This is a genomic window from Massilia sp. HP4 (assembly GCF_005222695.1).
Classification (GTDB): Bacteria; Pseudomonadota; Gammaproteobacteria; order Burkholderiales; family Burkholderiaceae_D; genus Telluria.
In genome coordinates, this window is sequence record NZ_STGG01000051.1 from 21647 (window position 1) to 35398 (window position 13752).

Consider the following 13752-nt stretch of genomic DNA (forward strand, 5'->3'; position numbering starts at 1 on the left):
CCTGCGGTATCATTTCCGGTCCATCCACCTTGCCGATTGCATGAATCCCCTCGTCCAACTGATGCACGACGCCGCCAAGGCCAGCCTCGCCGCCGGAGCCGGCAAGCTGCCCCTCTATGCGCAGCTGCAGCGCGCGCTGCGCCAGGCGATCGACAACGGCACCTACGGGCCGTCGGCGGCCCTGCCCGCCGAGCGCCAGCTGGCCCTGGAGCTGGGCATCTCGCGCATCACGGTGCGCAAGGCGATCGACAGCCTGGTCGAGGATGGCCTGCTGGTGCGGCGCGCCGGTTCCGGCAATTTCCTGAACACGCGCATCGAAAAGAACTTCGCCAAGCTGACCTCGTTCTCGGAAGACATGCGGGCGCGGGGACGGGTGCCCCGGAGCGCCTGGCTCAAGCGCTCGGAAGGCCTGGTCACGCCCGAGGAAGCGCTGCGCCTGCGCCTGTCGCCTGGCACGCCGGTGTACCGCTTCAACCGCCTGCGCTACGCCGACGAGACGCCGATGTGCCTGGAATACGCGACCATCGCCGCCTTCGCCCTGCCCTCGCTCGATGCGGTGGGCGACTCGATGTACGAGGCGCTGGGTGCTTCCGGCAATCGCCCGGTGCGGGCGCTGCAGCGCCTGTCGGCCCTGCTGCTGGGCTTTGAACAGGCGCGCCTGCTCGATGCGCGCGAGGGCGATGCCGGCCTGTGCGTGGAACGCCTGGGTTTCCTGCGCGATGGCCGCGCGGTGGAATTCTGCCGCTCGTATTTTCGCGGCGATACCTATGATTTCGTGGCCGAGTTGAACGCAGCCTGATGAACTGATGCTAACCTGACCGTTTTCACCACACGAGGACGATCATGTTCAAGAGAATGGCGGCGGAAGCATTGGGGCTGAGCGATATCGGTGTCATCGTCGGACCGGCTGACTACAGCAAGGTCGATGCGGACGACTACCTGTTCACTGAAGACGGCGAGCAAATCTTCTTTCTCATCAAGAGCAAGAAGGACGAGTACTGCTTCACCAATCTCGCGCTGATCCATGTCGACGGCGATTCCGCCGTCTCGTCGAAGCGCTCGATCAAGCGCTACGACTATTCCTCGAACCTCATCACCAGCGTCAGCATCGAAACCGCTGGGACACTGGACATGGACATCGAACTCAAATTCAATGTCAACGACATCAAGTTCTCGATCGACGTCAAGAAATCCTTCATCGAACAACTGAAGGATATTTATAAAGCCCTGCACACGATCGGCAAGCAGCAGCGGCGCGATGCCGTGTGCCGCGACAATGCGCTGCGCACGCTGGACGCCACGGCCTCGGTCCACAAGCTCAATATCGCCCCTGGGGCGGGCAGCCTGGTCAGCCAGTACGGCGAGTTGCTGGAAGCGCTGAACACGGCCATGCTCGACACCCATACCCGGCGCGATTTCAGCGACGTGTTCGCCAAATACATCCATAACTAAAAAACCGTCATGCCGGCCTGCGCCCGCATGACGGTTCTTGCGTGAGTCGCCGGCGAAGCGCCGGCGACCCGCTATTACGCCTTGTTGCCGATACGACGGCGCGAAAGACCCAGCAGGCCCAGGCCGCCAACGATCAGCGCCATGCTGGCCGGCTCCGGCACTTCGGCGAACGGAGTGTAATCGTAGGTAACGGTCACATTACCCGCTGCGGCGGTGTTGAAGCCATAGATTATGTTGCCGGCCCCGATGGCGGTCGAGGTACCGAGCGCTGCCAGGCCAAGACTGATGTCGCCGCCGCCCAGCGCCGAGAACAAGGCAAAGTCGGCGCTGCTGCTGCTGAGGAAGAAGTCCGAACCGTTCGCATTGACCGTACCGGTGGTGCCACCCGAGGTGCCACCGAAATCGACGGAACCGTCATGTGCCGTGAACTGGAACTCGCGGCTGAACACAGGATTGGTGATGACCAGGACGCTGCCGTCGGGACGGGTCAGGGTCAGGTCAGAACCGAGCTGCAGGGTCACCGTGGTCGGCGCACTATCCTCGCTCTCAGCCCGGCCGGAGCCTTGGATCAGTCCGGTCAGATCGAAACGGATCGAGTTCAGGGTGCCCAGGGTGGTATCGAACATGCCAAAACTGAGCGTTTCGCTCCAGTTCGTGCTCTTCATCGCCTGGCTGTCGCTGAAGCTGATGGTTTCAGCTTGGGCGCTGGCGAAGGGAATCAGGGCGGTGGCGAGTGCCAGGGCGGCAAAAGTCTTTTTCACGGTTATCTCACTAGTGGACTGCAGGTTAAAGGGCATGTGCGGCGTTGGATCAGGGCTTCTCAGGCTGAACCTGTATTGTCCCGTTACGACCACTACAAGCATGAACCATGCCAGTGAGAAATAACTTATTTAAAACATAGACTTACTATTTTGCGACTTTTGGTCAGCATTCCCGTTGTAAAGTTTTTCGACAGGAAACAAGAGCCGCGGGTGCCCTGCGCTCAATGGCCCTTGTTCACCGCCCTCGCCGTGCGATGCGCCAGCTTAAACTGCCGTAAATCCACCATCGACCACCATCTCGTGGCCGTTGACATACGACGCCATGTCCGAGCACAGCCACAGGGCCGCCTGCGCGACTTCGCCGGCATCGGCGAAGCGCCCCATCGGATGGGCCGCCTTGAGCTTTTTCTCGATGCCGGGATCGCGCTCGAAGGCGCGCGCCAGCATCGGCGTCTTGACCGCGGCCGGGCACAGCGCATTGACGCGGATGCCTTCGCGCGCGTATTCGGCGGCGGCGCTCTTGGTCAGGCCAATGACGGCATGCTTGCTGGCGCCGTAGATCGCCCGGTTCGGGCTGCCGACCAGGCCGGCGACGCCCGCCATATTGACGATCGCGCCATGGCCCTGCTTCTGCATCTGGCGCAGCTGGTACTTCATGCACAGCCAGACGCCCTTGACGTTGACGTTCATGATGCGGTCGAACTGCTCGTCATCGGCGTCGGCCAGCGCCCCGCGCTCCTCCTCGACCGCGGCATTGTTGACCGCGAAATCGAGGTGGCCGTAGTAATTGATGGTCTTGTCGACGAGGGCTTCGACATCCGCGGCGCGGGTGACGTTGCTCTGTACGAACAAGGCCTTGCCGCCGTTTTCGACGATCATTGCCGCCGTGGCGTGCCCGCCATCGATCGAGACGTCGGCCACGACGACACTGGCGCCGGCACTGCCGAACGCCAGGGCAATCGCACGACCGATTCCGCTAGCGGCGCCGGTAACGAGAACGACCTTGCCGGTGAACGACAAACCGCTTGCCGGCTGCTTGCTGATGGCCTTCATTTTGATCCCTTGATGAAACTTTTGCTTCTGAAAAGAAACATTTTAGCGCATGGCTTGTCCCGTTGTCACAATTTTGAGGTTTTTTGTGAGAAAACTGTTGTAGTTACGGCATAGTAACTTCGGGTTGCGCAGCGCCGCCTGTGGCCTTCGCCTTGGCTTGGTCACCCGCCATGAATATCGACAGCTTAGCCGGGTCGATCGCCTTGCGGAATGCTGCATTTAGCTGAGGCAAGGTGACCGCATTCATCTTGCGCTCGAACTCGGCCGAGGCCTCGAAGGTCTTGCCGCGGTAGATGAACGAGGTCCAGCCCGAGGCCAGCGCGCCGTCATTCGAGCGCGCCTGCAGGCGCTGCTGCGTCAGGCCCGACTTGGCGCCCGCCAGCTCGTCGGCCGCGAAGCCATCCTTCAGCGCCCGCGCCAGTTCGGCGCGCACCGCCGCGTCGAGTTTCGCCAGGTTCTGCGGCGCCGCGATCGCATTGATCGTGAAGCTGCCGGCGCGGTCCAGGGTGCCGGGCGTGACGTCAGAGCCGCCGCCATACGACAATCCATCCTTCTGGCGGATGCGGTCCATCAGGCGCGATTTGAGGCCGCCGTCGCCGAAGATGTAGTTGGCCAGCGACAAGGCCGGGAAGTCCGCATCGTCGACGTTCAGGTCGAGGTTCAGGCGCGCGATATAGAAGCCGTTTTCCTTGTCCGGGGTGTCCAAGGCGCGCGTTACCGGGGCGACCTCGGCAAACGTGTCCAGCACCGGCGCGTGGGCCTGCGGCGCGCGCCAGGCGCCGAAGAGTTCGTTCACCAGCGGCGTGACCTGCTGCGGGTCGAAGTCGCCCACGATCGCCATCTCGGCCGGGTTGGCGCCGTAGAAGTCGCGGTGGAAGGCCTTGACCTGGTCGAGCCTGGCCGCCTTCGCCTCGTCGAGCTGCTCGTCAAGGCTCGGCGAGTAGCGGATGTCGCCGCGCGGATAGCGGTTGAAGTGCTGGCCCAGCGCGCGCACGGCCGCGCTTTGCGGTTCATTGCGACCCGCCTCGATGCCGACCAGGAGTTGCTGGCGCAGTTGCTCGAATTCGGATTCCGGGAAAGCCGGCTCCTTGAGCACGTGGGCGACCAGCTTGAGCGCCTCGGGCAGATGCTCGCGGGTGGTCTGGAAATGGGTCGGGCTGCCCGCGATCTTGAGCTTGTCGAAGGCATCGGCCAGTTCGGCGCGCGTGTAGCGGGTGGTGCCGCGCATCAGCATCAGGTTGGTCAGGGCCTGGGTCGTGCCCTTGCCGAACAGGCTTTTCTCGTCGCCAAAATGCTGGCGCAGGTCGACCGTCACGGTTTCGCCGCGATTCTTCTTCGGCAGCAGCGCCAGCTTGACGCCGCCGGCCGTGGTCAAGCTGGTGCGCTTCATGATGTTGTGCTGGCTCGGGTCGAAGTTTTCCGAGACCAGGGTCGAGACGGCAGGCTTGAAGTCCTTCATCGCCTCGACCACCGTGGGCGCGGCCGGCAACTCGGCGCGCTTCGATGCTTCTTCCGGGATGAAGGTGCCGACCGTGCGGTTGCTGCGCAGGTAGTAGCGTCCGGCGCTGGCGGCGATCTGCCCGGCAGTCATCTCTTGCACCCGCTCGCGGCCCACGAAATACATGCGCCAGTCCCCCAGGGCGATCGGTTCGGACAGGGCCACGCCGACCGCTTGCGGATTGTTCAGGCTGCGCTCGATCGTGTTGAGCCAGGAGCGGCGCACCCGTTCCAGTTCTTCGTCCGTGGGCGGCTTGCTGGCAAATTCCTCGACCGCCCCGATCAGCGCGTCGCGCACCGGCTCGATCGGCTCGCCCAGCTTGACCACGGCGCCGAAGAATTGCAGGCCCGGCGCGTAGCCGGTCTGGCCGAAGCTGAAGACCTGGGCCGCCTTGCCGGTCTCGACCAAGAGCTTGTGCAGGCGGCCATTCGGCGCGTCGCCCAGGATCTCGGAAGCGAAGCCGAGCGCTTCGGCATCGAGGTGCAGGTCGGACGGGATCTTGTAGCCGACGGCGACGAACTGCATATCGCCCTGGCGCCGCACGACGAAGCTGCGCTCGCCGTCCTGGGTCGGTTCGACCGTCCAGAAGGCGGGCAGGCTGCGCCTGGGCTTGGGGATCGCGCCGAACAGCCGGCTGATCCTGGCCAGGGTCGCTTGCGGCTCGAACTGGCCTGCCACCAGCAGCACCGCGTTATCGGGCTGGTAATAGGTGCGGTAGAAATCCTGCAGGTTCTCGATGCGCACATTTTCGATATCGCTGCGGTTGCCGATGGTCGAGCGGCCATAGCTGTGCCAGTCGTAGGCAACGCTCTGCATGCGCTTGAACAGCACGTTGCCGGGCTCGTTCTCGCCGGCTTCGTACTCGTTGCGCACCACCGTCATTTCGGACGCCAGATCCTTGGCCGAGACAAAGGAATTGACCATGCGGTCGGCTTCCATCTGCAGCGCCCAGTCCAGGTTTTCCTTCGAGGCCTGGAATACCTCGTAGTAATTGGTGCGGTCGAGCGAGGTGGTGCCGTTGAACTGCATGCCGCGCTCGGAGAACTGCCTGGTGATGTCGCGGTTGTTCTTCGCGCCCTTGAACAGCAGGTGCTCGAGCAGGTGGGCCATGCCGGTCTCGCCATAGTTCTCGTGGCGCGAGCCGACCAGGTAAGTCATGTTGACGGTCACCGTGGGGCGCGAGGCGTCCGGGAACAGCAGCACTTTCAGGCCATTGGCCAGGCGGTATTCGGTGATGCCTTCGACCGAGGGGCCCAGGGTCACGCCCTTGGGCAGCGCCGCGCTGGCGGCAGGTTTGCCAGCGGTTTTTTGAGCCGCGGCCGAGGCCGCAGGCATGGTCAATACCAGGGCAATGCAGCCCGCCGTCACGTGCGCGGCAATCCCGCGCAGCTGAAATGTCGAATTCATGGTGTCCCGTCGTTCGTCGGGACGCCAGCGGTCCCGCCCGATCCAACGATGTTAGCAGACGGGCGTGTTTCCTGTGGCCTAGTCACCCACCCAGTTGACAAGGCTTGATGTCAGACAGCTATTGGCGCACCCGGCGTTCGTGCGATTGCTGCCAGGAGCCGATGCGCGACAGCTCGCTCATCTCTTCGGCCAAAAATTCGAGCAGGTCGTCGGCGCTGACGATGCCGGAGAGCCTGCCGTCGGCATCGACCACCGGCACACGGCGGATGCCGCGCAGGCGCATGTGCTCGATGGTCTCGTAGACGTCGTCGGATGCGCTGGCGGTGAGCAGGTCGTCGCTCATGATGTCGCCGGCCAGCAGGCTGGCGGGATCGAGCCCGGGGGCGACCACGGCCAGCACGATGTCGCGGTCGGTCAGGATGCCGAGCGGGACGTTGCCGCTGCCGTCGGACTCGACCACGACCAGGTCGCCCACGTGGTGGCGCCGCATCAGCATGGCGGCGGCCTGCACGGTCTCGTCGCGGGTGCAGCAAATGGTATCGCTGGTGCAGATGTCGCCGATGCGCATGATGGTCCCCTCACCTGCCAGTATCCGTCCAAGGCTAAGCCGAAACAAAACTGGCGCTTTGATTTTAGTCAAAGCGCCAGCGGCGTCAAGCTCGAGAAGGTTCAGGCAGCGCCTGGTTTCTTTTCGCCCGGCAAGGGCACGAAACAGGCATCGACGACTTGCATATCGTTGTCCTTGGCAAAGCTGACCACGAAGTGGTAGGCCATCGGCTCGATCTTTTGCAGGGCGCGGTTGACCACCACGGCCTTGGTGCCGTTGACCACGGTCGGGTAGACGTAGGGCGAAAACTTCAGGTGGGCATTGGGGCCGCCGGAGCCGGGGCAATAGCAGGCCATGACGCCGCACAGCCGCTCGGCCCAGTCGCTCGGGCGGAACTGCTTGCCTTTGTTCGTGAGGCCCAGGATAAAGAACTCGCCAGCGAGTTCCTCGTCCTTCGGTTGCAATTGGTCGGTCATAGTCCTACGGGCTCAGACAGAAAATACTGCGTGGATGAGAGCAAATTCGGCTCGGTGCAATACAGCTTTGCTCGGTTCAGGCAGTATTATATCTTATAGAAGACTTGAGGACGAGACCAGCTACGCCACAGGCTCAGCGCAGCCAGGCCACGCTCGACGTCAAGAGCAGCAGGATCATCCACAAGATCAGGGCGCGCCACACCAGTCCGACCGTGCTCTGCAAGGCGCGAACGCTCGGCTCTTCGCCCGGCATGACGTCCACATCGCTTTCGCTCAAGTCCACCGTGGCGGCATCGGCCGGCAGTAATTGTGGCGCATTTTCGTTCGGCGTGCCGAGCCGCACACCCATCGCGCCGCCGCCGGCCGACAGGATGATGCCGCGTGCCTCGTCGGCCCAGCGGTTGGCGAAATTGCGCCAGGCGTAGACCGCATCCTCGAAATTGCCGACCACGGCAAAGGCCACCGCCGTCAATCGCACCGGCACCCAGTCGATCCAGTAAAAGGCCTTGGCGGCGAACTGGCCGAAAGCTTCGTTGCGCATGTGGTCGGGCTCGTTCCAGGCGCGCGCCAGGTATTCCGAGACACGGTACATCACGGCGCCCGCCGGGCCCAGCGGCATCAGGAACCAGAAGAACACGCCGAACACATTGCGGTGGGTCGTGATCAGGGCTTTCTCGACGGCGATGCGGGTAATCTCCGTGCTATCCATCCCGACGGTGTCCAGCCTCGTCCATTCGGCCAGCAAGCTACGCGCCCTTGCCTCGTCACCTGAATTGAGGGCGAACTGGATCGACGTGAAAAAGTGGCTGTAATGGCGGAAACCCAGGGTCAGGTAGACGATCAGGACATTCCAGGCAAAGGCCAGGAACACCAGGTTGTAGTGCATGAAGAACCAATAGACGAGCCAGGTCGGCAGCATCAGGGCGGCCATCATCAGGAACCAGCCCATGCGGCCGTTGTTGCGCTCGCCGGCATTGAACCAAGTCTCGATGCGCACGGCGAGCGACTTGATGCCGCCATAGACCTGGTTGTCCGCGCGCAGCGGTTTCAATTGCTCGATGAGCAGTGCGCACAGGATAGAAAAGAATGTCATCAGGAACCCTTTTTTGTTTTGGCAATACGACAGCCCCCGCTACGATAGCGGAGAAGCCTGCCAGAATCAAATCCGGACCTGTAATAAAGGCAGTAAAAGTCGGTTACGCCCGCAGCAAATGGAAAAGATTGCGCAGCATGGCGGCGGTAGCGCCCCAGATGAAATATTTCTCGTAAGGCATCGTATAAAAGGCGCGCTTGCCCGCCCCTTGCGGCAAATCAATGACCCGGCGCTGGTGGTTCAGGCCATCCATCAGGAAGGCCAGGGGCACTTCGAAGGCCTCGGCCACCTCGCCCGGATCGGGCCGCAAGTCGAATGGCGGCTGGACCAGGGCCACCACCGGCGTCACACGGTAGGCGCTGATGGTGGCATAGTCGGGCAATACGCCGATGATCTCGATATGGCGGCGCAACAGGCCGATTTCTTCCTCGGTCTCGCGCAGCGCGGTCTCGATCGGCGACGAGTCGAGTTCTTCGGCGCCGCCGCCTGGAAAGCTGATTTGGCCGGCATGGCTCGTCAGGTGGTCGGTGCGGCGCGTAAGCAGCACCGTCACGCCTTCGGGACGCTCGACCAAGGGCACGAGCACGGCGGCGCGGCGCAGCTTTTCGCCCGCCATTTCCCGGTTCTCGCTCGTCACCTCGGCATCCCAGGCCAGCGTCTGCGCAAAGCGCGCGCGCAAGGCCGCCGGCGTCAGGCGCGCGGGCGCGATGGGCGCCTCGCCGGCCAGGCCAAGGACCGGAAGCTGGGTGGGGTCGAAGACGAATTTTGCCAAAATAGAATCCCTGAACGCAGAAAAGAAAAAGGCATCCTTGCGGATGCCTTTTTCTGAGCACGAGTGCTATTACTCAGCAGCAGCGACGGTCTTGACGCGACGCTGTGGCAGTTTTTCCTTGATACGTGCCGATTTGCCCGAACGCTCACGCAGGTAGTACAGCTTGGCGCGACGGACATCACCACGACGCTTGACTTCGATCGAAGCGATCAGCGGCGAGTACAGCTGGAAGGTACGCTCGACGCCTTCGCCGGACGAGATCTTGCGAACGATGAAGTTCGAGTTCAGGCCACGGTTACGACGCGAGATCACGACGCCTTCGTATGCCTGGGCGCGCTTGCGGTTGCCTTCGACGACGTTGACGCTGACGACGACGGTGTCGCCAGGTGCGAAATCAGGGATCGCACGGCCGAGGCGCGCGATTTCTTCTTGCTCGAGTTGTTGAATCAGATTCATTTTTTTATGACTCCAAAAACCATCTTGCTGGCACTACCTTCGCCCAGTAGAGGATGGGGTTGAACCACGGGCAACATGCCCATGATTGCATGCGCTGAACTAGCTGCGCATATTCTTACGCGGCAGGATTTTTCAAACCTGCCAGGAACTGTTCGTCTTTCTTGTCCAACTGGCCGGCGGCGCGCGCCTTGTCCAGCAGATCGGGCCGCTTCGTCAGGGTCGCTTCCAGCATGCGCTGGCGGCGCCACTTGACGATTTCGGCATGGTTGCCGCCCATCAGGACAGGCGGCACCGGGACATCTTCATAGACTTCAGGCCGTGTGTAATGCGGCGAATCGAGCAGGCCGTTGACGAAGCTGTCTTCGACCGCCGAGGCGTCGTCGCCAAGCACGCCGGGAATCAGGCGCACCACTGCATCCATCAAGGCCATGGCCGGTAATTCACCGCCCGACAGCACGAAGTCGCCGAGAGAAATCTCCTCATCGACACAGCGGTCCAGCAGGCGCTGGTCCACCGCTTCGTAGCGGCCGCACAGGATCACGAGACCGGGTTCGTCCTTCAGCGCCATCGCGCGTTCGTGGCTCAATGGCTCGCCTTGCGGCGACATGAACACGACACGCGGACTCGGCAGGCCGAGGTCGATTTGTCTTTGCTTCGCAGCATTGATCGTCGCTTCGAGCGGCTTGGCCAGCATCACCATGCCGGGGCCGCCGCCGTAAGGGCGATCGTCCACGGTGCGGTGGCGGTCCTGGGTGAAATCGCGCGGATTCCAGATCGCCAGGCCCCAACGCTGCTGCTCGAAGGCGCGCCGGGTCACACCCGACTGCGTCAATGCGGCAAACATTTCGGGGAACAAGCTCACGACGTCAAACTGCATCGCGCTTTGCTCCTCTAGCGGATGGGCTCAAAAATCGAGGCCCCAATCCAAGGTAATCAGTTGTTGCTCGAGGCTGACGGTCTTGACGAACTGGTCCACGAACGGCACGAGGCGCTCGGGCGCCTTTGCTTCGGGCGCCGACGGATCGGCAACCGGAGTGATGCGCAAAATCGATTGCGCGCCGTTGTGCATCATGTCGGTCACCTTGCCCAGGGCTTCGCCCTGCAGGTTGACCACATCCAGGCCGATCAGGTCTGACCAGTAAAACTCGCCCTCTTCGAGCGCTGGAAACTCGCTGCGCGCGACCTGCACCGTTGCGCCCTTGAGCGCCTCGGCCGCATCGCGGTCACGCATGTCGACCAGGGTTGCGACTACGTCGCCACCGTGCAGCTTTGCACTCCGTACCGTGACGGCGTGCAGGGTCGGCTTGTCGAGCCACCAGGTTTTCACGCTCAGCAGCGCATCGGCCTCGGGCGAATGCGGGGAGACACGGATGCCGCCCACAATGCCATACGCACCGGAAACATAACCGACCGGAGTCAGGTCATCGGGGACTTGCACCCCGCCAGCTACTGCTGAATCGTTCACTACGAACCTGCTTGCTTAAATTTAAGCAGCTGGCTTTTGCTGGGCGACCAGGCGAGCGACGGTCGGCGACAGTTGTGCGCCAACGCCTTGCCAGTGAGCCAGACGGTCAGCAGCGATACGCAGGCCGACTTCGGCGCCCGAAGCCATCGGGTTGTAGAAACCGATGCGCTCGATGAAACGACCATCGCGACGGTTGCGCGAATCGGTTGCAACGATGTTGAAGAACGGGCGCTTTTTAGCGCCACCACGAGCCAAACGAATAACGACCATAATATTTCCGAAAAAGTTGTTCTGGACGGAGAAAGTCGACGATTATAGCGCGCGACACCGAACAGCAGCAAGCGTTAATGACAACAGGGCCGACTTCACCAACTGTCGTCCCAGCACAATCAACCATTATCGCTGATTTTTCGCCACACCGCCACCGGCCATCCCGCCATTTCAGCAGCCTGTCGCCCCAAACGTGCCATTCCTGCAAATTTGGACGATACTCTTGCTGTCCTTAAACTTTGAACAGCATCTATGGCCGCTTCACACAAGAACAAGACCGTCGCCACCCTGCTCGCACTGCTGCTGGGTGGCCTCGGGGCGCATCGCTTTTACCTCAAGGGCGGGGCCGACCGGCTCGGGCTGCTGCACCTGTGCGCCCTGCCCATCGCCGGCATCCTGTATGGCGCGGTCAAGCCGCATCCCTTCTATATGATGCTGCCGCTGCTGGTATCGTTCATCGCGGGCTTCATCGAAGCGCTGGTGATCGGGCTGACGCCGGACGAGAAGTGGGATGAGAAACACAACAAGGGCAGCGGCCGGCAGTCGCGCTCGAACTGGACCTTGCCGGTGCTGCTGATCATCACGATGCTGGCCGGCACCATCGTCCTGATCGGGACGATGGCACGGCTGTTCGACCTGTTGTTTACAGGCGGGGCCTACGGTTAGAACTGCTCGACGTCCAGGGCCAGCACGCCGGCAGCGCCTTCCGTGATGGCGTGGCGCAGGCCGCGTGCCTGCGACAGGATGTGGTCGGCGTAGAAGCGTGCGGTGGCGATCTTGGCGCGATAGAAGGCGGCATCGCCCTCGCCCGCGTCGAGCTTGTTCTGCGCCACGATGGCCGCGCGCGCCATCTGCCAGCCGCCGAGCACGATGCCGGCCAGCTTCAGGTAAGTGACACTACCGGCGTACACGCCACGCGGATCGCCCTTGGCGTGTTCCACCATATAGTCGACCACATACCCCAAGGCTTCAGCGCCATCGCGCAGGCTGCGCGCGATCGCGGTGAAATCGACGCTTTGCGCTTCGGCCAGCTCCTGGACGACCCCATCCACCTGCGCCAGCAGCGATTTCGCCACCGCGCCGCCATCGCGCACCGTCTTGCGGCCAACCAGGTCGTTGGCCTGGATCGCGGTCGTGCCCTCGTAGATCGTGAGGATCTTGGCGTCGCGGTAGTGCTGGGCGGCGCCGGTTTCTTCGATGAAGCCCATGCCGCCATGCACCTGCACGCCGTCGCGCGCCACATTCTCGCTCATCTCGGTCGACCAGCCCTTGATGACCGGCACCAGGTATTCGTAGACGGCGAGATTGGCCTTGCGCGTCGCCTCGTCGGGATGGTGATGGGCCAGGTCCGAGATGCCGGCGGCGACATAGGCCAGCGCCCGCGCCGCCTCGGTCTGGGCGCGCATCGACATCAGCATGCGGCGCACGTCCGGGTGATTGATGATCGCCACCGGGCCAGGGGAACCCGCCACATCGCGCGACTGGATGCGGTCCTTCGCGAACGCCACCGCCTGCTGGTAGGCGTGTTCGGCCAGGCCGACGCCCTGCATGCCGACGCCGAAGCGGGCCGCGTTCATCATGATGAACATGTATTCCAGGCCGCGGTTCTCTTCGCCCACCAGGGTGCCGATCGCGCCACCGTGGTCGCCGAACTGCAGCACGGCGGTCGGGCTGGCCTTGATGCCCAGCTTGTGCTCGATCGAGACGCAGTACACGTCGTTGCGCTCGCCCAGCGAGCCGTCGTCGCCGATCATGAACTTGGGCACGATGAACAGCGAGATGCCTTTCACGCCCGGCGGCGCATCGGGCGTCCTGGCCAGCACCAGGTGGACGATGTTCTCGGCCATATCGTGCTCGCCATAGGTAATGAAGATCTTGGTGCCGAAGATTTTAAAGGTGCCGTCGCCCTGCGGCTCGGCGCGGGTGCGTACCGCCGCCAGGTCGGAACCGGCCTGCGGCTCGGTCAGGTTCATGGTGCCGGTCCACTTGCCCGAGACCAGCGGCTCGAGGAAGCGCGCCTTCTGCGCATCCGAACCGGCCGTCAGCAGCGCCTCGATGGCGCCATCGGACAGCAGCGCCACCAGCGCGAACGACAGGTTGGCCCCGTGCAGCATTTCCATGCACGGCGTGGCCACCAGCTTGGGCAAGCCCTGGCCGCCGAATTCCTGCGGATGCTGCACGCCCTGCCAGCCGGCGTCGGCATAGGCGCGGAAGGCTTCCTTGAAACCCTTGGTCGTCGTGACTTCGCCGTCGGCCCAAGAGCTGGGTTCCTTGTCGCCGGCATGGTTCAGCGGGGCGATGACCTCGCCGCAGAATTTCGCGTTCTCTTCCAGCACCGCTTCGACGGTGTCGGGGGTCGCGGCATCAAGGCCGGGCAGCGCGTTGATCTCGGCGAGGTTGGCTAGTTCATTGAGGACGAACTGCATGTCTTTCAGCGGGGCGTTATAGCTCACCTATGTCTCCTGATTGTCTCTCATGCAAAAAAAAACGCCGTTCCTGCGC

15 protein-coding genes are annotated in these 13752 nt (G+C 62.9%); 3 read left to right on the forward strand and 12 right to left on the reverse strand.

The window, feature by feature from the left end:
* Positions 1-40: 40 nt before the first annotated feature.
* Positions 41-799, forward strand: coding sequence for a GntR family transcriptional regulator (locus E8M83_RS19400; protein ID WP_137174996.1), 759 nt, complete (start codon positions 41-43; stop codon positions 797-799).
* Between the two features lie 44 nt (positions 800-843).
* Positions 844-1452: a PH domain-containing protein gene (locus E8M83_RS19405; RefSeq protein WP_137174997.1), complete on the forward strand. Its 609-nt coding sequence runs from the start codon at positions 844-846 to the stop codon at positions 1450-1452.
* Positions 1453-1526: 74 nt separating this feature from the next.
* On the opposite strand, the gene E8M83_RS19410 is transcribed toward E8M83_RS19405, so the two are convergent.
* The 11 genes from E8M83_RS19410 to rpsP all read right to left on the reverse strand — a co-directional run bounded on the left by E8M83_RS19410 (position 1527) and on the right by rpsP (position 11250).
* Entirely contained in the window at positions 1527-2213 is a 687-nt protein-coding gene (locus tag E8M83_RS19410; protein WP_170976865.1) for a choice-of-anchor E domain-containing protein, read from the reverse strand.
* A 264-nt stretch (positions 2214-2477) separates the two neighbouring features.
* Positions 2478-3266, reverse strand: coding sequence for an SDR family oxidoreductase (locus E8M83_RS19415; RefSeq protein ID WP_137174998.1), 789 nt, complete (start codon positions 3264-3266; stop codon positions 2478-2480).
* A 103-nt stretch (positions 3267-3369) separates the two neighbouring features.
* The gene (locus E8M83_RS19420) at positions 3370-6171 is read right to left on the reverse strand and encodes a pitrilysin family protein (RefSeq protein WP_170976866.1); all 2802 of its coding nucleotides are present in this window, start codon (positions 6169-6171) and stop codon (positions 3370-3372) included.
* Between the two features lie 118 nt (positions 6172-6289).
* Positions 6290-6739 carry a CBS domain-containing protein gene (locus tag E8M83_RS19425; protein WP_137174999.1) on the reverse strand — a complete coding sequence of 150 codons (450 nt, stop codon included), beginning with the start codon at positions 6737-6739 and terminating at the stop codon, positions 6290-6292.
* Between the two features lie 101 nt (positions 6740-6840).
* Positions 6841-7194 carry a DUF3579 domain-containing protein gene (locus tag E8M83_RS19430; RefSeq protein ID WP_137175000.1) on the reverse strand — a complete coding sequence of 118 codons (354 nt, stop codon included), beginning with the start codon at positions 7192-7194 and terminating at the stop codon, positions 6841-6843.
* A 133-nt stretch (positions 7195-7327) separates the two neighbouring features.
* A complete protein-coding gene (locus E8M83_RS19435) occupies positions 7328-8287 on the reverse strand; it encodes a CobD/CbiB family protein (RefSeq protein ID WP_137175001.1) in 960 nt (319 codons plus the stop codon).
* A gap of 103 nt (positions 8288-8390) precedes the next feature.
* Positions 8391-9059, reverse strand: a complete 669-nt coding sequence (locus E8M83_RS19440) for a CoA pyrophosphatase (RefSeq protein ID WP_137175002.1) — start codon at positions 9057-9059, stop codon at positions 8391-8393.
* 69 nt (positions 9060-9128) lie between these two features.
* A complete protein-coding gene (gene rplS, locus E8M83_RS19445; protein WP_137175003.1) occupies positions 9129-9515 on the reverse strand; it encodes a 50S ribosomal protein L19 in 387 nt (128 codons plus the stop codon).
* A 115-nt stretch (positions 9516-9630) separates the two neighbouring features.
* A complete protein-coding gene (gene trmD, locus E8M83_RS19450; protein WP_137175004.1) occupies positions 9631-10392 on the reverse strand; it encodes a tRNA (guanosine(37)-N1)-methyltransferase TrmD in 762 nt (253 codons plus the stop codon).
* A gap of 27 nt (positions 10393-10419) precedes the next feature.
* A complete protein-coding gene (gene rimM / locus E8M83_RS19455) occupies positions 10420-10953 on the reverse strand; it encodes a ribosome maturation factor RimM (protein ID WP_137175095.1) in 534 nt (177 codons plus the stop codon).
* 48 nt (positions 10954-11001) lie between these two features.
* Complete coding sequence (gene rpsP, locus E8M83_RS19460) at positions 11002-11250, reverse strand: 30S ribosomal protein S16 (protein ID WP_123071958.1); 249 nt, start codon at positions 11248-11250, stop codon at positions 11002-11004.
* A 252-nt stretch (positions 11251-11502) separates the two neighbouring features.
* Here rpsP and E8M83_RS19465 point away from each other — a divergent pair, with 252 nt between their 5' ends.
* On the forward strand, positions 11503-11916 hold the full coding sequence (locus E8M83_RS19465) for an NINE protein (protein ID WP_137175005.1): 414 nt from the start codon (positions 11503-11505) through the stop codon (positions 11914-11916).
* Here the strand turns inward: E8M83_RS19465 and E8M83_RS19470 are convergent.
* The gene (locus E8M83_RS19470; RefSeq protein ID WP_137175006.1) at positions 11913-13703 is read right to left on the reverse strand and encodes an acyl-CoA dehydrogenase; all 1791 of its coding nucleotides are present in this window, start codon (positions 13701-13703) and stop codon (positions 11913-11915) included. The two genes, E8M83_RS19465 and E8M83_RS19470, sit on opposite strands and share 4 nt — an antisense overlap.
* Between the last annotated feature and the right edge of the window lie 49 nt (positions 13704-13752).

Coding starts and splice junctions, on each gene's coding strand:
- E8M83_RS19400 (WP_137174996.1), top strand. CDS start 41: ATGAATCCCCTCGTCCAACTGATGCACGACGCCGCCAAGGCCAGCCTC.
- E8M83_RS19405 (WP_137174997.1), top strand. CDS start 844: ATGTTCAAGAGAATGGCGGCGGAAGCATTGGGGCTGAGCGATATCGGT.
- E8M83_RS19415 (WP_137174998.1), bottom strand. CDS start 3,266: ATGAAGGCCATCAGCAAGCAGCCGGCAAGCGGTTTGTCGTTCACCGGC.
- E8M83_RS19420 (WP_170976866.1), bottom strand. CDS start 6,171: ATGAATTCGACATTTCAGCTGCGCGGGATTGCCGCGCACGTGACGGCG.
- E8M83_RS19425 (WP_137174999.1), bottom strand. CDS start 6,739: ATGCGCATCGGCGACATCTGCACCAGCGATACCATTTGCTGCACCCGC.
- E8M83_RS19430 (WP_137175000.1), bottom strand. CDS start 7,194: ATGACCGACCAATTGCAACCGAAGGACGAGGAACTCGCTGGCGAGTTC.
- E8M83_RS19435 (WP_137175001.1), bottom strand. CDS start 8,287: ATGACATTCTTTTCTATCCTGTGCGCACTGCTCATCGAGCAATTGAAA.
- rplS (WP_137175003.1), bottom strand. CDS start 9,515: ATGAATCTGATTCAACAACTCGAGCAAGAAGAAATCGCGCGCCTCGGC.
- trmD (WP_137175004.1), bottom strand. CDS start 10,392: ATGCAGTTTGACGTCGTGAGCTTGTTCCCCGAAATGTTTGCCGCATTG.
- rpsP (WP_123071958.1), bottom strand. CDS start 11,250: ATGGTCGTTATTCGTTTGGCTCGTGGTGGCGCTAAAAAGCGCCCGTTC.
- E8M83_RS19465 (WP_137175005.1), top strand. CDS start 11,503: ATGGCCGCTTCACACAAGAACAAGACCGTCGCCACCCTGCTCGCACTG.